Origin of the sequence: Nocardioides sp., assembly GCF_036503465.1 — a bacterium.
GTDB lineage: Bacteria > Actinomycetota > Actinomycetes > Propionibacteriales > Nocardioidaceae > Nocardioides.
Window position 1 is genome coordinate 1 of sequence record NZ_DASXWU010000101.1, and the last position, 21,355, is coordinate 21,355.

General features: G+C 71.9%; 16 protein-coding genes and 1 pseudogene. 15 read left to right on the plus strand and 2 right to left on the minus strand.

The features are described 5' to 3' along the window. Both VGK78_RS18870 and VGK78_RS18875 read right to left on the minus strand, forming a co-directional pair. A pseudogene (locus VGK78_RS18870) lies at window positions 1-251 on the minus strand (Fe-S cluster assembly protein SufB); the annotation flags it as partial. Between the two features lie 53 nt (window positions 252-304). Further along, on the minus strand, window positions 305-1,000 hold the full coding sequence (locus tag VGK78_RS18875; RefSeq protein ID WP_331529280.1) for a helix-turn-helix transcriptional regulator: 696 nt from the start codon (window positions 998-1,000) through the stop codon (window positions 305-307). A gap of 160 nt (window positions 1,001-1,160) precedes the next feature. Between VGK78_RS18875 and VGK78_RS18880 the strand changes: the two genes are divergently transcribed. From VGK78_RS18880 to VGK78_RS18950, 15 genes are all read left to right on the plus strand, one after another. Next, window positions 1,161-2,030 (plus strand): lysylphosphatidylglycerol synthase domain-containing protein, encoded by an 870-nt coding sequence (locus VGK78_RS18880; RefSeq protein WP_331529281.1) that lies wholly within the window; start codon window positions 1,161-1,163, stop codon window positions 2,028-2,030. Between the two features lie 52 nt (window positions 2,031-2,082). After that, window positions 2,083-4,419 carry a xanthine dehydrogenase family protein molybdopterin-binding subunit gene (locus VGK78_RS18885; RefSeq protein WP_331529282.1) on the plus strand — a complete coding sequence of 779 codons (2,337 nt, stop codon included), beginning with the start codon at window positions 2,083-2,085 and terminating at the stop codon, window positions 4,417-4,419. Between the two features lie 21 nt (window positions 4,420-4,440). Further along, window positions 4,441-5,379 carry an ABC transporter ATP-binding protein gene (locus tag VGK78_RS18890; RefSeq protein WP_331529283.1) on the plus strand — a complete coding sequence of 313 codons (939 nt, stop codon included), beginning with the start codon at window positions 4,441-4,443 and terminating at the stop codon, window positions 5,377-5,379. After that, complete coding sequence (locus tag VGK78_RS18895; protein WP_331529284.1) at window positions 5,376-6,143, plus strand: ABC transporter permease; 768 nt, start codon at window positions 5,376-5,378, stop codon at window positions 6,141-6,143. The genes VGK78_RS18890 and VGK78_RS18895 overlap by 4 nt, the downstream gene beginning before the upstream one ends. Window positions 6,144-6,147: 4 nt before the next feature. After that, window positions 6,148-7,053 carry a COX15/CtaA family protein gene (locus VGK78_RS18900; RefSeq protein WP_331529285.1) on the plus strand — a complete coding sequence of 302 codons (906 nt, stop codon included), beginning with the start codon at window positions 6,148-6,150 and terminating at the stop codon, window positions 7,051-7,053. Between the two features lie 349 nt (window positions 7,054-7,402). Next, window positions 7,403-8,002: a sensor histidine kinase gene (locus VGK78_RS18905; RefSeq protein WP_331529286.1), complete on the plus strand. Its 600-nt coding sequence runs from the start codon at window positions 7,403-7,405 to the stop codon at window positions 8,000-8,002. Further along, on the plus strand, window positions 7,999-8,628 hold the full coding sequence (locus VGK78_RS18910; protein ID WP_331529287.1) for a response regulator transcription factor: 630 nt from the start codon (window positions 7,999-8,001) through the stop codon (window positions 8,626-8,628). The genes VGK78_RS18905 and VGK78_RS18910 overlap by 4 nt, the downstream gene beginning before the upstream one ends. Next, the gene (locus VGK78_RS18915) at window positions 8,625-9,299 is read left to right on the plus strand and encodes a response regulator transcription factor (RefSeq protein ID WP_331529288.1); all 675 of its coding nucleotides are present in this window, start codon (window positions 8,625-8,627) and stop codon (window positions 9,297-9,299) included. The genes VGK78_RS18910 and VGK78_RS18915 overlap by 4 nt, the downstream gene beginning before the upstream one ends. A 134-nt stretch (window positions 9,300-9,433) precedes the next feature. Further along, entirely contained in the window at window positions 9,434-10,639 is a 1,206-nt protein-coding gene (locus VGK78_RS18920; RefSeq protein ID WP_331529289.1) for a DegT/DnrJ/EryC1/StrS aminotransferase family protein, read from the plus strand. Next, window positions 10,624-12,120: a nucleoside-diphosphate sugar epimerase/dehydratase gene (locus VGK78_RS18925; protein ID WP_331529290.1), complete on the plus strand. Its 1,497-nt coding sequence runs from the start codon at window positions 10,624-10,626 to the stop codon at window positions 12,118-12,120. Before VGK78_RS18920 ends, VGK78_RS18925 begins: the two co-directional genes overlap by 16 nt. A gap of 12 nt (window positions 12,121-12,132) precedes the next feature. Beyond that, window positions 12,133-13,578, plus strand: a complete 1,446-nt coding sequence (locus tag VGK78_RS18930; RefSeq protein WP_331529291.1) for an RtcB family protein — start codon at window positions 12,133-12,135, stop codon at window positions 13,576-13,578. An 82-nt stretch (window positions 13,579-13,660) separates the two neighbouring features. After that, on the plus strand, window positions 13,661-17,863 hold the full coding sequence (locus VGK78_RS18935) for a right-handed parallel beta-helix repeat-containing protein (protein WP_331529292.1): 4,203 nt from the start codon (window positions 13,661-13,663) through the stop codon (window positions 17,861-17,863). Beyond that, window positions 17,860-19,176: a hypothetical protein gene (locus VGK78_RS18940; protein WP_331529293.1), complete on the plus strand. Its 1,317-nt coding sequence runs from the start codon at window positions 17,860-17,862 to the stop codon at window positions 19,174-19,176. Before VGK78_RS18935 ends, VGK78_RS18940 begins: the two co-directional genes overlap by 4 nt. Next, the gene (locus VGK78_RS18945) at window positions 19,173-20,177 is read left to right on the plus strand and encodes a hypothetical protein (RefSeq protein WP_331529294.1); all 1,005 of its coding nucleotides are present in this window, start codon (window positions 19,173-19,175) and stop codon (window positions 20,175-20,177) included. Before VGK78_RS18940 ends, VGK78_RS18945 begins: the two co-directional genes overlap by 4 nt. Then, on the plus strand, window positions 20,174-21,337 hold the full coding sequence (locus tag VGK78_RS18950; protein WP_331529296.1) for a glycosyltransferase family 4 protein: 1,164 nt from the start codon (window positions 20,174-20,176) through the stop codon (window positions 21,335-21,337). The genes VGK78_RS18945 and VGK78_RS18950 overlap by 4 nt, the downstream gene beginning before the upstream one ends. Window positions 21,338-21,355 lie beyond the last annotated feature (18 nt).

A 21,355-nucleotide genomic window follows, 5' to 3' on the forward strand; every position in this document is an offset into this window, starting at 1 on the left:
TTCTCAGTGGAGCGGACGAAGTACTTGATGTTGTCGAAGTCGATCGCCGTGAGGTCGGAGCCCCAGGTGGGCAGCGGCTTGCGACTGAAGAGCTTCAGGCCCTTCAGCCGCAGGTCGAGCATCCACTGCGGCTCGCCCTTCTTCGACGAGATGTCGCGCACGACCTCCTCGTTCAGGCCGCGCTTCGCCGCTGCGCCGGCCTCGTCACGGTCGGCCCAGCCGAACTTGTACCGCTCGCGCAGACCCTTCAGCTCCGGGTTGAGCTGCTCGACCTTGGTCGAGCCATCAGACTCAGCGATGGAGGTCACGTGGAGATCCTCTCTGGGTGGGGGATACAGGTCGTGCAGACGCCGTCGCCGTGGGCGATGGTCGCCAGCCGCTGCACGTGACGGCCCAGTACCCGACCGATGGCTTCGGTCTCGGCCTCGCACAGCTGTGGAAATTCCTGGGCGACGTGGGACACCGGGCAGTGCTGCTGGCACAGCTGCTCGGCCGCGGCCAGCCCGTCGAGCAGGGGCAGCGAGCGCACGGATGCGGCGTACCCCTCGCTGGAGAGGACTCGCGCCAGCGCCTCGGCCGGGCTCAGGTCGGGGTCGGCGGCGATCACCGTCTCGTAGTCGCGCTCGATGAACGCGACCCGGCGCCGCGCGAACTCCAGCACCGCCTCGTCGCCCCCGGTCTCCGCGAGGTAGCGGAGCGCCTGGACAGCGAGGTCGTCGTACTGCTGGTCGAAGTGGTCGCGGCCGGTCTCGGTGATCGCGAAGACCTTCGCCGGGCGACCCCGCCCGCGGGTCGCGGTCGGTCGCGGGTCGCGCGCCTCGAGCGCTCCCTGGCCGATCAGGTGGTCGAGGTGACGGCGTACGGCGGCCGGTGTGAGCGCGAGCCGCTCGGCGAGGTCGGCGGCGGTCGAAGGTCCGTTGACCAGGATCGACCGCACGACGCGCTCACGCGTCGGCTGGTCGTCGGTCACGGCGCTGCTGGAGCGGCCCTCGAATTCCACAACGCCAGTGTGCCGTTAATGGTTCGGCCGGTTCAAGTAAGGGTCTCCTAACCATTCGCGAACCTGCACCCTGCCTGACTGCCGTCGCGAAACGGGTACCTGGAAGGACACATCCGCGCTTCACTCGAGAGCGCAGCCGAACGTCCCGCCCGAGGTCTCCATGCACCTGCGCTCCCTCGTCTACTCGAGGACCGTCCTCCTCGTCGGGCTTGCGGTGAGCCTGCTCGTGCCCGCCCTCACGCTGCCGCGGCTGCCGCACGTGAACCCCGACCCGGTGGTGCTCGGGGTCGTGCCGTGGCTCGTCGGCAAGTACGTGCTGTGTCCCTTGCGATGGCGAGCGCTCACCCCCGGCCACCGGGGCCGGTGGTGGCACCTCCGGGCGTACGCCGAGGGCGAGCTGCTCGGACTCCTCACACCCGGCCATGTCGGGTCGGACGTGTGGCGGGTCCACCGGCTCACCCGCACCGGGCTCGGCCGCGGCGACGCGGTGCTCAGCGTTGGCACCGACCGGCTGGTGGGCGCCGTGGGCCTGGTGATCTTCGCCGCCTTGGCCGGTACGTCGCTTCCCCTTCCGTTCGCCCTCGTCGCGGGCGGCGTCGCCCTGCTCGCGCTGGGTGCCGCCTTCGTCGTACGCCGGGTGCGTCCGGACCTGCTCCCCCGGCGCCCGCTCCCCCCGCCGCGTCGCCTGGCTCAGGCCTTCGTCCTCTCGATCGGCTACCAGCTGACCATTGCGGCCCTGCTGATGGGCACGGTGGACGCGACCGGGCACGACCTCGGGCCGCTGGCGCTGCTCGGCGCCTTCGGCGCCAGCCAGGTCGCCGGCGCCATCCCGGGACCGAACGGCGCCAGTCCCCGCGACGGAGCCCTCGTCGCCGCCCTCGTCGTCCTGGGGATCCCGTGGCAGGCGGCGCTCGCGGCGGTCACCGTGAAGGCGGCGGTGGCCTGGGTGCCGGCACTGACACTCGGCGGAGTCAGCCTGCTGCTCACCCGGCGCGCGCTCCGGCGTCCGGTCCTCGGATGGCCTGGCTGACCATCGCAGGCCTACCGGAGAGCGTCGCCGGTTCGGGCGTAGGGTGAGCCGCATGCCGGGATCGATCCTTGGGACCGAGGTACGCCGCGTCGAGGACCGGGAGCTCCTGCTCGGGCAGGGCACCTTCGTCGACAACCTCGACGACGACGGGGTCGCGCACGCGATCTTCGTCCGCAGCCCGTTCGCCCACGCCCGCGTCACGGGCATCGACACGAGCGAGGCGGCCGCCTCCGACGGCGTCCTCGCTGTCTACACCGCCGACGACCTCGGCCGGGACGGGCTGCCGAGCTTCGCGGAGGTGAACAAGCTGGCGCCACGGGCGGCCCTCGCCGTCGACAAGGTGCGGTACGTCGGCGACCCGGTCGCGCTGGTGATCGCGGAGACGCGGGCGCAGGCGATGGACGCCGCCGAGCTGGTCGACGTTGACTACGACGACCTGCCGGCGGTGACCGACGTGGAGGACGCGCTGGCCGAGGGCGCCCCGCTCCAGTTCGAGGAGATCGGCTCCAACATCGCGACGTTCCGCGCCGCGAAGAACCAGACCGAGGACGTCCTTGACGACGCCGACCACGTGACGCGTGTCCGGATGGTCAACCAGCGGATCGCGGTGGCCCCGATCGAGGGCAACGCGATCCTGGTCCGGCCGACCGAGGCCGGTGTGGAGGCCTGGGTGTCGACCCAGCACCCGCACCTCGCCAAGGAGCTGCTCGCCAAGGCGCTCGGCGTCGACGAGGAGCACGTGCGGGTGGTCGCGCCGCACGTCGGCGGGGCGTTCGGCGGCAAGGCCGGCACGGGCCCCGATCACGCGGCGATCGCGATCGCCGCGCGCAAGCTCGGCCGGCCGGTGAAGTGGGTCGAGACGCGCAGCGAGGCGATGCTCTCGATGCAGGGCCGCGGCCAGGTGCAGTACGTCGAGCTCGGCGTCAAGAACGACGGCACCATCACCGGGCTCCGGATGCGCATCCTCGGCGAGTGCGGGGCGTACGCCGGCTTCGGCGGCGCGCTCGCGGTCGGCCCGACGTTCATCATGGCGCCGGGACCGTACGTCGTGCCGCGGCTGCGCTTCGACGCGATGGGCGTGCTGACCAACACCTCACCGGTGGGGGCGTTCCGGGGGGCCGGTCGCCCCGAGGCGGCGGCCGCGATGGAGCGGGCCATCGACGTGGCCGCCCAGGAGCTCGGCATCCGGCCCGAGGAGATCCGCCGGACGAACCTGATCCCCAAGGACGCCTTCCCGTACCGGACCATGACCGGCCAGACCTACGACATCGGGAACTACGAGCTCCCCCTCCAGGAGGCACTTCGCATCGCCGACGTCGACGAGGCAAGGGCGGAGCAGCGGCGACGGATCGAGGCCGGCGAGACCAGGCTGCTCGGCATCGGGATGGCGACGTACGTCGAGATCACCGGCTTCGGCGGCTCGGAGTTCGGCTCGGTCCAGATCCACGAGGACGGCTCGGCCACCGTGATGGCCGGCACGTCCGCGCACGGCCAGGGCCACGCGACGTCGTTCTCGATGATCGCCTCCGACATCCTCGGCATCCCGCTCGAGCGGATCGACTACCGGCAGTCCGACACCGCGATGGTCCGCACCGGGGGCGGCACCGGTGGGTCGCGATCGCTCCAGCTCGGCGGGAATGCCGTCCGCAAGGCGGCCGGCGAGACGCGCGAGAAGGCTCTCGCCGTCGCCGCGCGGATGCTCGAGGCCAACCCGGAGGACGTCGTGCTCGACGACGACGGCTTCGGCGTCGCCGGCGTCCCGGGCAACCGCATCTCCTGGCCCGGCCTCGCGGCGTACGCCCACGAGCACGACGGTGGTCTGGGGGTCGACACCGACTACACGCAGGACGGCGCGACGTTCCCGTTCGGCGCCCACGTCTCGATCGTGGAGGTGGACACCGAGACGGGGCAGGTGCGGCCGCTGCGGCACGTCCTGGTCGACGACTGCGGGCGGATCGTCAACCCGCTGATCGTGGCCGGGCAGCAGCACGGCGGCGGGCTCCAGGGAATCAGCCAGGCCCTCTGGGAGGAGATGGTGTACGACGAGTACGGCACGCCGATCACCAGCTCGTTCGCCGACTACGCCCTCCCCACCGCCGCCGACGGCATCACCCTCGAGGCGTCGAACACCGAGACTCCGACACCGGTGAACCCGATCGGCGCGAAGGGCATCGGCGAGTCCGCGACGATCGGCTCGACCCCCGCGGTGCAGAACGCAGTGGTCGACGCGCTCAAGCACCTGGGCGTCAAGCACATCGACCTGCCGTGCACAGCCCAGCGGGTCTGGCGCGAGATCCAGAACCCCCGGTCGGACGTGTGGCGCGAGCCGCCGACGGCCTTCGACGGGTTGAGCAACGAGGGCGAGGAGCCCGACATGGTCGAGGCCTGACCAGGTTCCTAGACTTGCCGCGTGTCAGCGCCTTCCCCGGCCGTCGAGATCGACGGGCTCGTCATGCGGTACGGCGAGAAGGTCGCCGTCGACGGGCTGTCGATGGACGTCGAGCGAGGCACGATCACGGCGGTCCTGGGGCCGAACGGTGCCGGAAAGACGACCACGCTCGAGACCGCGGAGGGGTACCGCCGGCCGCATGCGGGGTCGGTGCGGGTCCTCGGGCTCGACCCGATGGCCGACCGGCACGCCCTGCTCCCCCGGATCGGCGTCATGCTGCAGGGTGGCGGCGCGTGGAGCGGCGTCCGGGCCGACGAGATGCTGCGACACGTCGCGCGGCTGCACGCCCATCCGCTCGACCTCGGCGCGCTCTCGGAGCGGCTCGGGCTGGGCGAGTGCGGCCGCACGCCGTACCGGCGTCTCTCGGGCGGCCAGCAGCAGAGGCTCGGGCTGGCGATGGCGATCGTCGGGCGGCCGGAGATCGCGTTCGTCGACGAGCCGACGGCCGGAATGGATCCCGCCGCCCGGCGTGCCACCTGGGGGCTGCTCGAGGAGCTGCGCGTCGCCGGGGTCACGGTCGTGCTGACGACCCACTACATGGACGAGGCCGAGCGGCTGGCGGACCGCATCCACATCATCGACCACGGACGCCTGATCGCGAGCGGGACGCCGCTGGAACTCACCCGGGGCGGGGCCTCCGCGACCATCCGGCTGGTCGTCACCAAGCCCTTCCCTCCGGACGCCCCCGACTCGCTGCGCAGCGCGCTGGGCAACCGGGTGGAGGTCACCCTGCTCGACGAGCTCAGCATCGTGGTCACCGGACCGGCCGACGCGTCGAGCCTGGCCGTGGTCTCGCGGTGGTGCGAGGACAACGACGTGCTGCCCGAGTCGCTGACCCTGGGGCAGCGCACGCTCGAGGACGTGTTCCTCGAGCTGACCGGACGACAGATGGCCTCATGAGCGCGCTCGACCTGTCGCCACATCCCGGCGCCGCGCCGTTCCCGCGGATGGTGGCCGCCCAGGCCGCGATGGAGGCCAAGCTGATGCTGCGCAACGGCGAGCAGCTACTGCTCGCCGTGGTGATCCCGGTCATCGTGCTGACCGGTGGCGTGAAAGGGGCCGACCACGTCGATCTCGGTCTCGCCGACCGGCCGGTCGACGTCCTCACTCCTGGCGTCCTCGCTCTGGCGGTGATGTCGACGGCGTTCACCTCGCTGGCGATCGCCACCGGGTTCGAGCGCCGGTACGGCGTGATCAAGCGGCTCGGGTCCTCGCCCCTCCCCCGCTCCGGCCTCCTCGCCGGCAAGGTCGGCGGGCTGCTCGTGGTCGAAGCGCTCCAGGTGGCGGTGATCTCCGTGGTCGGGCTGCTCCTCGGCTGGGACCCCGCGAGTGGGGCGGTCGGCGCCGTGCTGGCCCTGGTGTTGGGCACCGGCACGTTCGCCGCCCTCGGCCTGTTCGTCTCCGGGGTGCTCCGGGCCGAGGCAACGCTCGCCGCCGCGAACCTCGTCTACCTGCTCCTCCTCGCGGGCGGAGCGGTCGTGCTGCCCAGCTCGTCGTACGGCGCCTTCGGCCACGTCACCGAATGGCTCCCCTCCGGCGCCCTCGGCGGCGCGATGCGGTCCGCCTGCCTCCACGGCGGCGTCGCCTGGCGAGACCTCGGCGTGCTCGTGCTCTGGGGTGCGCTCGGCACCGCCCTGACGGCAAGGACCTTCCGATGGGAGTGAGCCGGTGGGTGTGAGTCCGTGGCTGCGGCGGTTGGCGTGGGCCACCCTCGTGGCGAACATCCTGCTGATCGTCACCGGCGGCGCGGTGCGTCTCACCGGTTCGGGTCTGGGCTGCCCCACCTGGCCGCGGTGCACCGACTCGTCCTTCACCCCGCACGGCACCATCGGCCCGCACCAGCTGGTGGAGTTCGGGAACCGGACGCTGACCTTCGTGCTGGTCGCCATCGCGGTCGCGACGTTCGTGGCCGCGCGCCAGGACGCGCGCCAGCTCGGCCGGCCGGACCTGTTGCGTCTCTCGGTGGTGCTCGCCTTCGCGATCCCGGCCCAGGCGGTGCTCGGCGGCATCACCGTGCTCACCGACCTCAACCCGTGGGTCGTCTCGCTGCACCTGGTGATCTCTCTGGTGATCGTGTCGATCGCCGTGCTCTTCCTGCACCGCCTCGACCACCCACCGTCTCCGCCGGCCACCGGTGTCGTCTCCGCCCTCGCCTGGTCGACGTACGGCGTGACCTGGCTGGTGCTCTACGCGGGCACCGTTGTCACGGGCTCGGGACCGCACGCCGGCGACGCCAGCTCACCGCGCAACGGGCTCGACCCCCTCGACGTCAGCCAGTTCCACGCCGACCTGGTCTTCCTGCTGATCGGCCTCACCGTCGGGATGTGGTTCGCACTCCGCGCCACCGGCGGCGACACCCGGCCGGTGACGGCACTGGCCGCGGTCGAGGTGCTGCAGGCGATCGTCGGCTTCGTCCAGTACTTCGCCGGGCTCCCGGTCGGCGTCGTCATGCTGCACATGCTGGGTGCCGGGTTGGTCGTCGCCGCCGCCACCTGGGTCCTCGTGGCTCAGTTGGACCGGGAAAAATGGTCCCGTCGCGCTGGATCTGCCTCGGGTTACGCCTCGCGTACCTAGTGGTAGCGTCCCCGACGTTCCCCCCTGGCGCACGGGGCGCCGCACAGAGCACACGGTCTCGGGCCCTCGTGGTGTTGGAAGACCCACGACGACAACAGGGAAATGGGGGGAAGGAACATTGAGTGATGTTCCAGGGCCGGACTCGCCGAGCGAGATCCGATGCGCTTGCAATCTTCTACGGGGCCGCCGCTGGTCCGGCCTCGCAGGGGTACGGGCGTGAACGGGGCGTGCGGCTGAGAAGAGCCGCGACTCGACCAAGAAGACCGCGCGCCGGCGTGACGACTGCGCGCGCGGCGGCAGACACTCGACACATCACGGGGTAGGCATGACGGGGAGAGATGTTGAACATGTGGCCTCGGAGGGGGACCACCTGCGCAACCTTCTGCACGACCTGAAGCAGTACGTCGCAACCGGCATGTTGCTGTGCGACGACGAGGACGCGCTCCTGGAGGAGGAGCTGCGCTCACGCTTGAAGACGGGGCGGATGCTGTTCAAGCAGCTGTCGGCGATCGTCGACGTCGAGGCGGAGGCAGCGGGCTCGACGCCCGTGGACATCGGGGAGCTGGTCGACGAGTCCGTCTCGATCTTCCGGCACGGCCACCCCACCCTGCACGTGCGCGTCGCCCACGAGGACGGGCTGGTCTGCCAGCTGGAGCGCGAGAGCATGCACCGCGCCCTGAGCAACCTCCTGGAGAACGCGGCTCGGGCGGCGGGCAAGGGTGGCCATGTGACCGTCCAGGCCTGGGCGGAGAACGGCTACGTGCTGATCGAGGTGTCGGACGACGGCCGCGGGTTCGGCCAGATCCCCCGCGGCAGCGGCCGGGGCATGCAGACGGTGAGCGATCTCGTCCGGTCAGCCCGTGGCCGGCTGGAGATCCACAGCGGCCCGGACGCCGGCACGCGCGTCCGCCTCGTTCTGGTCCGCGGCGTCGAAGGAGCACCCCGATGAGACTGGTGGTGTGCGACGACCACGTGATGTTCCTGGACGCCCTCGCGACCGCCCTGGACTCCCTGGGTCATGACGTCGCGGGCACGTCGCGCACCCTCGACGACGTACCGGCGCTGATCGAGCGTGAGTCACCCGACGCCTGCCTCCTCGACCTCTGGTTCGGTGACGAGCAGAGCCTCGACCTCGCGCGCGACCTGCGCCGCAACCACCCCTCCCTCGACGTCGTCCTGCTCACCGGCGACGTCGCACCGGAGGCCATCGCGGCCCTCGAGGACGGCACCGTGCAGGCCGTGGCGCACAAGACCTGGAAGCTGGCCCTGATCCACGAGACGCTCGTGCGGATCGCGACCGGTGCGCCGATCCGCCGGCTGATGGCCATGCCGTCCCCGTCGGCACACGGCGACGGTCCGCGCCTCACCACGCGGGAACACGAGGTGCTCGACCTGATGGCCACCGGCGCGTCCACCATCGACATCCGGCATCGCCTGGGCGTCTCCGAGCACACGGTCCGGAGCCATGTGCGCAACGTGCTCGCGAAGCTCGGTGCCCACACCCGGGTCGAGGCCGTACGACGTGCGCACGAGCAGGGTCTGGTCCGCGCGGCGGGAGGCGGCACCGGACGATGAGCGCCACCGTGCAGGTGCTGCCGTACGTCGACATCCTCATCGTCGACGACCACCAGGTCTTCGCCGAGGTGCTGGCGATGCGGCTGAAGGCCGAGACCGAGGTGCGGCGCGTCTTCCTGGCCGACTCGCTCGCCGTGGCCCGCACGCACGTCCGGGCGCTGGCCGGTGGGCTGGCCCTCCTCGACTACCGGGTCGGGGACGAGTGCGGCATCGACCTCCTCGACGACCTCGCCGCGCTGGACCCACGCCCGACCGTGGTCGTGGTGTCCGCGAGCCGCGATCCCGACGAGATCGTCGCCGGCCTCCGAGCGGGCGTGGACGCCTGGCTGGTGAAGGCCGAGGGTTTCGACGCCCTGGTCGAGGTGGCCGTCGACGCCCGCGACCACATCATGTCGCTGCCACGACGCTCGCTCCGCGAGGTGGTCCAGCGGCTCGTCGCGGCGGGTGCCACGACACCACGGCCCGCGTCGTTCCTCGACACGCTGTCGCCGCGTGAGCTCGACGTCCTCCGGCTGTTGGTGCAGGGCCTTCCGCGTGACCGGATCGCGGAGCGGCTGTTCCTCTCGCCGCACACCGTGCGCACGCACGTGCAGCACCTCCACCAGCGCGCCGACGTGCACTCGACGGTCGCCCTCGTGGCACGTGCCCGCGAGTCGGGCCTCCAGGGCTGAGCCCTCCCCGGTCGCGGCACCCGCCGGCCGACCGAACTCGCACGAACTGCGTAGTCCCGCTCATCACCCTGGGCGATGCCCGAGGTTCGGCCGCGCTCCTAGCCTCGCGACAGGGCTGAACCACTGGGGGGAAGATGGTTCTGGGGGAAGTCGTCCGTGCTGCGCGGACGACAGCGGTTCCGTTCGCGGACTGCTGGATCACGCCGGCCGCTCGAGAGGCGGCCGGCCGCGTCCTGGCATCGGGCTGGGTGACGTCCGGGCCCGAAGTCGGGCTGTTCGAGGCCGAGTTCGCCGACACCGTCGGGGCGAGCCACGCGGTGGCCGTCTCGTCGTGCACGGCCGGCATCGAACTGGCCCTGCGGTCGCTCCACCTTCCGGACCAAGCCGCCGTGCTCACCTCGACGCTCACGTTCTGTGGAGCCGTCCAGGCGATCCTGCACGCCGGCCTCCGTCCGGTCCTGGTCGACGTCGACGCGATGACCGGTCTCCCCACGACCGAGACCGTCGAACGCGCGGCCGGGACGGTGCGACCAGAAGCCATGGTCGTGGTGCACTGGGCCGGCGACCCGGTCGACACCGCCTCCCTGGCTGCGGCCGCAGGGCTCCCGCCGGAGCGCATCGTCGAGGACGCCGCCCACGCCGTCGGCACCTCGTGGCGCGGAGAACCGGTCGGCACCGGCTCCGCGGTCTGCTTCAGCTTCTACGCGACGAAGAACCTGCCCATCGGCGAGGGCGGGATGATCACCACCGACGACCCCGACCGAGCCGACTGGATGCGCAGCGCCCGCCTGCACGGCATGACCGCGGACGCGTGGCGGCGCTACCTGCCGGGTGGCGGCTGGAGGTACGACGTCGAGGAGGCCGGACTCAAGGCCAACCTCACCGACCTCCAGGCCGCGATCGGACGCGAACAGCTGCACGCTCTCCCGGACTGGCAGAGGCGCAGAGGCGACATCGCCCGTCGGTACGACGCCGGGCTGGCCGGGGTGCCGGCCGTCGGGCTGCCGCACCGGCCGCGTGCGGAGGACGGCGTGCACGCCTGGCACCTGTACCCGATCCGCGTCGCGGACGGGCTGCGGGACCACGTCCAGGCCGAGCTCGCCGGGAAGGAGATCGCGACCTCGGTGCACTTCATCCCGGTCCACCGGCTCTCCTGGTTCCGGGTGTCCTGCACCCTGCCGGCGGGAGGGCTGCCAGGGGCCGACCGGCTGTTCGACCAGCTGCTGTCGCTGCCGATGTACCCGCGCCTGCGTGACGACCAGGTGGACGCCGTCTGCGAGGCCGTCGCCGCTGCTCTCGGAACTTCCCCACATCGAGGTGAGACATGTCCGTCACTCTGATCAGTCCTGCTCGGCCGCCGACGCCGGTGCCGGGTCTCCGGACCGTCGTCATCGGTGCCGGGGAGGCGGGACGCGCCCTCAGCCGGGACCTCCAGCGCGTCACGTCGTTCGGGTTGGCCCCGATCTGCTTCCTCGACGACGACACCGACAAGCTCGGGACCACCGTCTCCGGGCTCCCGGTCGTCGGCAGCCTGGCCGACCTCGAGGACGTCATCGACGCGACCGAGGCCGAGGTCGTGGTCGTCGCGATCCCGTCGCTGCCCGTGCGACGGGTGCGTGAGCTGGGTCGGCGCTGCGCCGGGCTCGGCGTCTCGGTCCGGCACCTGCCCCCGTTCCTGACCGCGCTCCAGCGCGACGTCGCCGGCACCGACATGCGCACCCTGCAGATCGGGCCGCTCATCGGTCGGCCCGAGATCCACGTGACCAGCTCCGGCGTGTGCGACGTCATCACCGGCAAGCGGGTGCTGGTCACCGGCGCCGGGGGCTCCATCGGCAGCGAGCTCTGCCGTCAGGTCGCGGCCTTCGGGCCGGAGACGCTGACCATGCTCGACCACGACGAGTCCAACCTGCACCGCCTGCAGCTCGACGTGTGGGGACAGGGCCTGCTCGACAGCGACGCCGTCGTCGTGGCCGACATCCGCGACCGCGACCGCCTCCACCAGGTGTTCCGGCAGCACCGCCCCGAGGTGGTGTTCCACGCGGCCGCGCTCAAGCACCTGCCGATCCTCGAGCGCCACCCGTGCGAGGGCGTGAAGTCCAACGTGAGCGGCACCGAGAACCTCGTGGAGGCCGCGATCGCGCACGAGGTCGAGCGGTTCGTGCTCATCTCCACCGACAAGGCAGCCAACCCCACCTCCGTGCTCGGGGCGACCAAGCGGCTCGCGGAGATGGTGCTGGGGGCGCACGCGGGCTCGCAGACGATGATGTGCTCGGTCCGCTTCGGCAACGTCCTGGGCAGCCGCGGCTCCTTGCTCCACGTCGTCCGTGAGCAGCTGGCCAGTGGGTCGCCGGTCACGGTCACGCACCCCGACGTCACGCGCTACTTCATGACCATCGAGGAGGCGGTCGGGCTGGTGCTCGAGGCCGCCCGGATGGCCGACGGCGACTCGACGTACGTCCTCGACATGGGCAACCCGGTGCGGATCGTGGACCTCGTCGAGAGCTTCGCGCGGCTGTTGAACGTCCGCGAGGTCGAGTTCGAGTTCACCGGCCTGCGAGCCGGGGAGAAGCTCAACGAGGAGCTGTTCGGGGCCGGCGAGAGCCCCGAGCCCTCCGCCCACCCGCGGATCAACAGGACCAGACCGGTCCGCCCGGGAGCGGGCTTCCGCGCCCGGCTGCACGAGCTGTACGACGCGGCGCGCCACAACCGACCCGACGAGGTCATCGAGCATCTCCGTCAGCTCGTCCCGGAGTACGCGCCGGCGACCGGCCTCCCGGTCCCGGCCGTGGCAGCGGGGGCCGTCTACCCCGACGACTTCTGAGAGGCATCGCACATGAGCACTCCCACACACGTCCGCGTCCTCGAGGGCAGCCCGGTTCCCCCATCGGTGTTCGATGACGCCAGTCTTCTCCCGGCCGGCCTCGAAACGCTGGAGGCACTGGATCATCGCCTCGAGGGCGCGGACCTCGCCGCACCTCCCGTCGTCCTACCGGACTTCCATCACAAGTCGAAGATGGAGCTCCCGTCGAGCGTGGCGGTCGCCACCCGCGGGACGGTCCGGCCGGACCTCACCGGGTCGTCGGTCAACTGTGGGATGGCACTGATCGCGGTGGACTCGGAGGCACCGCACGAGCGCGCCGTCGACGCCTTCATGCGTGCCGTGCGTGAGCGCTACCCGTACCCGACGCGTGGCGCCAAGGAGCTGACGGGCAAGGAAGTACGCCGCGCGGCGGCGCGCGGAGCCGAGTTCGCCGTCGAGCGGTGGGAGACGTCCCCCGACGACCTGGAGCGGATCGAGGAGGGGGGCCGAGTCGATCTCGCGCCGTACGGGGGGATGGACCGGTTGGACCGCGAGCTGCCCGAGCTCGTGGTCCAGCTGGCCCGGTTCCGGTTCGGCACGGTGGGACCCAGCAACCACTTCGTGGAGCTCCAGCGCGTCGAGGAGATCCTGGATCCGGGCCGCGCCGCACTGCTCGGTGTCCGCCAGGGCCAGCTGACGATCCAGTACCACGGCGGCGGTGGCGTCCTCGCCGGCGAGCTCGGCCGCCTGTTCTTCCGGCGCAAGGACTACCCGCGCCAGATCCGCGCCGTGAACGCCGTGCTGAAGCCGTGGTTCCACCTGCGGTCGCCGGGCTCGCTGGCGCAGCTGCGGCAGCGACTCTCGCTCTACTTCACCGACGGCTGCACCCCGCTCGAGCTGGACAGTCCCGAGGGGCGGCGGCTGATGCTGGCCAACGCGGCCGCCATGAACTACGGCTTCGCGTTCCGGATGTCGACGTACGCCTCGTTGAGGCGGCTGGCCGGCCAGTGCTTCGGCGGCGCCGACGGCCGTCTGGTCGTCGACTCGCCGCACAACAGCATCTACGAGGAGCCCGTAGCGGGAGACCGCGGCGTCGTGCACCGCCACAACGCCTGTCGCGCATACCCGGCCGAGATGATGCGGCCCGGGACGACGTTCGCCACCACAGGCCAAGCCGTCCTGCTACCGGGCACCCACCGCACGTCCAGCTACCTCGCCGTCGCCGGCGAGCACGCCGCCGACAGCCTGCACTCGGCGTGCCACGGCGCTGGCACGGTCGTCTCCGACCTGGTGCGACGCGGGCTCTCCGCCGACGACCCCCGCGGCCGCCACACCCGCCGCTTCCGGTACGACGACGCGGCACCGGAGATCGCCACCCACTACGACGACAACGGCGTCAACGCCGCCCTCGACGTCCTGGTGAGGCACGGCCTCGTGCGCCCGGTCGCCCGCATGCGACCGCTCGCCGTCCTGCACTGACAACCGAAGACGCATCACACCGACCCGGCACCACCGAAAGCATCCCGAAAGCATCCCGAAAGCAGCCCGAAAGCAGTCCGCCATGCACCTCCGCCACCGCACCGCATCCTGCGCGGCAGTCCTTGCCTTCTCAGGTGCTCTCGTCGCGGTCGCCCAGGCGCCTGCCAGTGCCGCGTCCGAGTACTGGGTGGATGCGACATCGGCCGCCTGCTCCGACGCCGGCACCGGGACGCAGACGGCCCCGTTCTGCACCATCGGTGCCGCAGCCAAGAAGGCCGTGAACGCCGGCGACACGGTGCACGTGATGCCGGGGACCTACCGGGAGCAGGTGAACGTGGCCGGCTCCGGGACCGCCGGGTCACCGATCACCTTCCTGGGCTCACCGGGCGCGGTGATCCTGGGCACGCAGTCGTTGTCCGACCCGGCGGGTTGGACGGCGACCGGCACCACGGCCTGGAGCCGTCCGTACGCCCCCTCCTCCACGCCCCGGCAGGTCCTGCTCGACGGCTCGCCGCTGACCGCCGCTCCATCGGCCACCACGACCACGTCGGGCAGCTACTTCTACGACACCACCGCCAAGGTGCTGTACGTCGACACCGGCGGCGGCAACCCCGCCCAGGGCCACACGATCGAGGCCGGTGCGCAGTCCTACGGCGTCAACGTCGCGAGCCGGTCCTACGTCGTCGTCAGCGGCCTCACCGCGCGCAACCAGAACTTCGCCGGCGTGCGCGTGTTCTCGTCGTCGGCCGTGACGGTCGACCAGGTCACCGTCAGCGGGTCCGCGTCGAACGGGGTCCTGGTCGACACCAGCCAGAGCGCGACGGTGTCGAACGCGACGGTCAGTGGGTCCTCGTCGAGCGGAATCCGGCTGACCGGCTCGTCCGGCGCCACCGTCTCCGGATCCACCAGCCACGACAACGGTCTCGACGGCATCCAGCTCACCACCTCGACCGGGGCCACGCTCACCGGCAACACGGCGTACCGCAACGTCTCGACGAACCCGGCCGCAACGGGCGTCGGCATCGACGTCAACAGCGGATCGGCGAACGCCGTGGTGACCGACAACGTCAGCCACGACAACCAGGACTCCGGCTTCCAGGCCTACAACGGAGCGAACGGCGCCCTCGTCGCCCGCAACATCTCCTACGGCAACGGCGACCACGGCTTCGACACGCTGAGCACGACCGGGGTCAGCTACCTGAACAACACGTCGTACGGCAACGCACGCGACGGCATCTCGGTCGAGGGGAACTCGACCGGGGCCACCCTGGCCAACAACCTGCTCGTCGACAACGGCGTCGACCACACCGAGTTCGACCTCTACGTCGACAGCCTGTCGATGTCGGGCTTCTCCGCGGACTACGACGTCGTGTACAACCACGCGGTCCAGGCACCGGTCAAGGTCAACGGCACGATCTACCCGACCCTCGCCGCGTTCGTGACCGCGACCGGCCTCGAGCAGCACGGCGGCCAGTTCGCCCCCGGCTTCGTGAACCCCGGCAACGCCGACTTCGCGCTCACCGGCGGGTCCGCCGCGGTCGACGCGGCGAACTCCGGAGTTGCGGGCTTCGTCACCCAGGACGCCGCGGGGAACACGCCCGCCGACGACTCGCTGGTGCCGGACACCGGCGCCGGGAGCCCGGCGTACGCCGACCGAGGCGCGCTGGAGTTCCAGCCGAGCGGCTCACCCACCGACTACGCCCCGCACGCCGCCATGTTCCTCGACCCTCCCGCGGTCGCGGTGCCGCCGTCGGCGACGGTGACCGCGGACGCGCGCGGCTCGAACGACGCCGACACCTCCGGCATCGTCAGCTACACCTTCGACTTCGGTGACGGCACGGTGGTCGGCCCCCAGAGTGCCGCGACCGCGACGCACAGCTACTCCGCGACCGGGACGTACTCCGTCACCGTCACCGTGACCGACGCATCCGGGATGAGCGACACCGCGTCCGCAGACGAGACCGTCACGTCGCGGGTCACCCAGACCTACTACGTGGCCCAGGGCGCCGGATGCTCCGACACCGGCCCGGGGACCTCGGACACGCCGTTCTGCACGATCGGCGCGGCCACCAAGAAGGCACTCGCCGGTGACACCGTCCTCGTCGGACCGGGCACCTACCGCGAGCAGCTCACGGCCACCGCATCGGGCCAGGCCGGCGCACCGATCACCGTCACCGGGTCGGGCCCGAGCTCGGTGATCCTCGGGTCGACCGACGTCTCCGACGCCGCCGGCTGGACCGCGACCGGCACCAACGCCTGGAAGCACTCCTACACGTCGGCGACGGCACCGACCGAGGTCTGGCTCGACGGGAGCCCGCTGACCCAGGCATCGAGCGCCACGACCACGACCTCGGGCAGCTGGTTCTACGACGGCTCCGCCGGGCAGCTGTACGTCGACATCGGCGGAGCCAATCCGGCCAACGGCCACACGGTCGCCGTGGGCGCCCGCAACTTCGGGATGCTGCTGCGCAACGTCAGCGACTACGTCGTGTCCGGCTTCTCCGTCGCGCAGACGAACCTGGCCGGGGTCTACCTCGACACCACCACCCGCGTCTCCGTCTCGAACGTGACGGTGTCCCTCGCCGGCACCTACGGCGTGACCGTCGACGGTTCGGCGCAGGCGTCCCTGGACCACATCACGTCGTTCTCGAACCAGTCGATCGGGGTCCGGTTCTCCAACGACACGGATAGCTCGCTGTCGGCCTCGTCGACGCACGACAACCAGCTCCACGGGGTCAGCGTGCAGGGCGGCCAGAACAACACCGTCAGCGGCGTCACGTCGTTCCGGAACCTCAAGCCGGGGAGCCGCGTGGCCGACGGCATCGACGTCAGCCAGGGCGCCGTCGGCACGGTCGTGCAGCGCTGCACGGCCTACGACAACGACGACTCCGGGATGGAAGCGTTCACCGGTGCCCAAGGCACGGTCTTCCGGCGCAACCTGGTCTACGACAACGGCGACCACGGGATCGACAACTCCAACGGTCCCGGCTCCACCGTGGTCTCCAACACCGTCGTGGGCAACGCCACCGCCGGCATCAACGTCGAGGGCAGCTCGACCGGCGCGTTCCTCCGCGACAACATCGCCATGGACAACGCGGTCGGGAGCACCCGGACGGTCGGCGAGATCAGGGTCGACGCCACGTCCACGACCGGCACCACGCTCGACCGCGACCAGGCCTTCAAGAGTGCCTCCGGGGTGATCGTCGAGTGGGCCGGCACCAACTACAACACCCTGGCCGCGGCCGCCACCGCGACCGGCCAGGAACAGCACGGCATCGGGAGCAACCCGCGGTTCGTCGACGCAGCCGGCCGTGACCTGCGGCTGACCGGGTCCTCGCCGGCAGTGGACGCGGCGTACACCGGGTTCGCGGCGTGGGTCTCCGCCGACCACGACGGCGGGGCTCCGGTGGACGACCCCGTGGTGGCCGACACCGGCAACGGTCCCGACGCGGCCGCCGACCTCGGAGCCCTGGAGTACACCGGGCCCTTCGCCCAGGCCACGGCGACGCCGGTCACCGGCTACGCACCCCTCGACGTATCCCTCGACGCCTCGGGCAGTACGACGACGGGGGCGCCGATCACGGGGTATGCCTGGACCTGCGGCAACGGGACCTCGGCGACGGGCCTCACGGCCACCTGCCACTACAGCACCGCCGGGACCTACACCGTCAGTGTCGAGGTGACCAGCGCGGACGGCTCCAACGACACCTGGTCGACGTCGGTCACGGTGAGGGCGGACGCGGCGCCGGTGGCGGCGCTGAGTGCGACACCGTCGACGCAGTACGTCACCTTCCCGGTGACCCTCGACGCCTCGGGCTCGACGGACAACGACTCCTACCCGATCGCGACGTACGCGTTCACGTGCGGCAACGGGACCGCGACGCACACCGGCACGGACCCGACCTGGTCGTGCACCTACGGCGCCACCGGCACGTTCACCGCGACGGTGAAAGTCACCGACACCCTCGGCCTCGCCTCCACCGCCACCACGAAGGTGACGGTGATCGGGGACCAGGCACCGAAGGCCGTGCTGTCGCTGTCCGCCACCAAGGTTCGGCCGGGTCAGTCCATCACTGCGGACGGCTCGGCGTCCACGGACACCGACCCCTGGCCGATCGCGACCTACCGCTTCGACTGCGGCAACAACCTCCAGACCACACCCGACCAGGCCTCCCCCACCACGACGTGCACCTACAAGCTCACCGGCAACTACACGGTGCGCATGTGGGTCACCGACACCCAGGGCAAGGTCTCTTCGACCACCAAGAAGGTGCAGGTGAAATGACACTCCAGGAGATCTTCCAGCGCATCATCCGGGCCCATCTCGTGGTGATCGGGGTGTGCACGCTGCTCCCCGTCATCCTGGTCGTGGGGCTCGCTCAGCGGCAGCCCGCGGAGTGGAGCGGCACGGTGCGCATCCAGGTCGACTCGTCAGCCCCGGCCTCCACCACCGAGGCCGACGCCCTCAGCTCCCGGGTGCTGGCCCTGGCCACCACCCCGACCCTGGTGGCGAAGGCGCTCGACGAGGCCGGCATCGACGCCGATGCCGTGGACGTGGCGGAGCACCACGTCACCGCGTCCCGGCTCGGGGAGTCGCCGGTGGTGGGCGTCACGGTCACCCAGCCCAGCCGGACGCGGGCCAGAAGTGTGGCCGCGGCCTTGGTCTCCCAGGTCGTGACGTTCATGAACAACGGCAGCCGTCCCGCGCTCGACGCACGGCTTGCAGACCTCGACCGGGAGATCGCGACCACCCAGGACCAGCTCCGGGTGGCGACAGACCGGGTCGGCATCACCTCCGGTGCCCGACAGCAGGGGCTGCTGGTCGGGATCCAGGCGCTCCAGGGCCGACTCGACCAGATGGCGACCGAGCGGGCGAACCTGCTCCAGACCAAGCTCACCACCGACGAGGCCGTCGTCATCGACGGCGACAGCCCGGAGGTCACCCAGGTCGGCTCGGCGCTGGTGCCGCGCACCGCCCTGGCCCTGGTCCTCGGCCTGCTCGTGGGTCTTGCCGTCGCGGTGCTCCGGGAGACCATCGCCCCGAGGCTCGCCGGCATCCGCGCCCTGGCCCGGGCCCTGGGGGCCCCGGTGCTGGCTCGCAACGACGAGAGCCCGGCGGACCTGGCCGCCACCATGACCCGGGCCGCCCGGCGGCAGGGTCTCGAGACGGTGGTCGTGATGGGCATCGACGAGAAGGACGAGGTCGCCGCCGCCGCGCTGCTCGCCGGCCTCCCGGCGCGCTCAGCGGCGGAGGACTCGTCGCCGGTCCCGCTCCCGATCAGGGTCCCCACCAAGACGGCCGGACGGTCGCCCAACGCGTCCACCAAGCCCCGCAACGGTCGTCCGCGCGACACGCCGCGCCCGTCGGCCAACGACCCGTTCGCGTCGGACCACGTCGTGGTCACGACACTCGCGGGGCTGCCCGCGCACGCCGAACGGACCGCCGGCGTGGTCGTCATCTCGTCCGGGGCCAGCCGCCTGCGCGACGTCGAGGCCCTCCGCGACCGGGTCACGGCTCTCCGCTGGCCGGTGGTCGGCATCGTCGAGGCCACCCGGGAGCAGAAGCCTCGCGACCCCGAGCGTGCGAGCGCGCCATGACACCGCTCACCTTCACCACCGGCTCGGCGGTGGTCGGCATCGAGTCGGAGTCGCTGCGGTTCCGTCGGTCCGTGCTCGCGGCGGCGGGCACGCCGCCGGTGCTCGGCGGACCTGCCGCACCGGACGTCGTCGTCGCGCAGGCCGCACGGGAACAGGCCGGCGGACCTGGGGTCCCGATCGCGCGCGGGGCCACCCGCGCGAACGACGGCAGCGTCATGTTCGCGAGCGCCGGGGGCTCCGGGTTCCGTCAGCGATGGCACCTCCACGAGGGCACGCTCCGTGTCGAGTCGCAGTGGGACCCGTCCGCCAAGGAGTCGGCCGCCGCCCGCGCCCTTCCGGCACGGTTCCGTGCCCTGCGCGGGCAGGTGCTGCTCCACCATCCCGTCCTGTGGTGGGCCTCGCTGCAGGGCCTCGCGCCGCTGCACGTCTCGGTCGTCGAGGTCGCCGGCACGGTCGTCGCCCTCGCAGGCCCCGGCGGCGTGGGCAAGACGAGCCTCGTCGCCCGCGAGCTCGCCCGGTCGGCCCAGGTGACCTGCGACAACCTCGCCGTCAGTGACGGGGTCGTGGCCTACGGTCTGCGCGAGCCGTTGCGACTGCCCGCCGACACAGCGCCCGGGGGCGCCTCGGGTCCGAGAGCCGCGCACGGCCGGCGCGAGGCCCACGGCACCATGACCGTCCCCGCACTCCGCCCCGACGCTGTGGTCGTCGTACGCCGTGACGGGACCGCCCCGGGTCTGCGCGCCGTGAGCGGTGACGTCGCACACCGGGCCCTGGTGGCCGGCACCATGGCCGCCGGTGAGCTGATGCGCTTCTGGTCGACCGCCGCCGTCCTGGCCCTGGCCACCGGACGCGGGCCGGTCACGCCGCCCGTCGACGACTGCGCCCGCCGGCTGGTCGATCGTCTTCCCGCCTACGAGCTGCAGCTCGGACCGACACCGGGCGGCAGTCTGCGCGAGCTGCTGTCGTCGTTGGTGGGGAGCCCCGCGGAGGTGTCGGGATGAGCTCCCCCCGCATCGAGGTCGCCCAGATCGTCACCCGCTGCATCGCCGGCGCGGGCGGTGTGGCGTTCCGCGGCGCCCTTCACCTGGACCCGGAGCGCTACCGGGTGACGATCGTGACCGGTGAGGGCGGGCCGCTCACCGACCGCGCGCAGGAGGCCGGCATGCGGGTGGTCATCGAGCCGTTCCTGGTCTCACCCATCGCGCCGCGTCGCGACGCGATGGCCCTCTCCCGGTTGACCGACATCTGTCGCCGGGACGCTTTCGACGTGGTGCACACCCACAGCGCCAAGGCCGGCGCGCTGGGGCGCATCGCGGCGCGCCGGGCCGGTGTTCCGGTCGTGGTCCATACCTACCACGGGTTCCCCTTCCACGACTTCCAGGACCCGGTCCGGCACGCAGCGTACGTCACCATCGAGCGGAGGCTCGCCCGGATCACCGACCATGTGCTGGCCATCGGCACCGGCGTCGCCGCCGAGGCCCTGCGCCGCGGGCTTGCCCGTCCGACGAACCTGCGCACGGTGCCGCCGGTGGTCGAGTCGGAGGTCGTGCTGCGAGACCCCTTCTCCCGGTCCGCCGCCCGGGCGCTGCTCGGCCTGCCCGACGACCTGCCCGTGGTCGGGGCCGTGGCTCGCGCCGACTACCAGAAGGCCCCCGAGCACCTGCTGGCGGCGCTCGCCCGGATGCGGACGCCCGACGTGTTGGTCGCGTGGGTGGGCGACGGACCTCTTCTCGAGCCACTGCGCAAGCGGGCCTCCGACCTGGGGCTGGGCGACCGATTCCTGATGCTGGGCGAGCGGTCCGACGTCGCGCAGATCCTGCCGGCGTTCGACGTGTTCGCCCTGCCGAGCCGCTACGAAGGGCTCCCGTGCGCGATCGTCGAGGCGATGCGGTGCGGGCTGCCGGTCGTGGCCACGTCGGTCAACTCGGTGCCCGACCTCGTGGTTCCCGGGGTCAGCGGCGTGCTGGTCCCACCCGGTCGACCGGACGCGATGGCGGAGGCGCTCGACGGCGTGCTGGCCGACCCGGCACTGGCGGACCGCCTCAGCCGGGGCGGCCGGGAGCTCGCCGGGGAGTCGTACGACGCGCAACGGCTCTCCGACGTGCTCGACGACGTGTACCGATCGGGCCTGAGCGCCCGGTCACTGGCGATGGCGGGGTGAGACGGATGGGTACCTGGG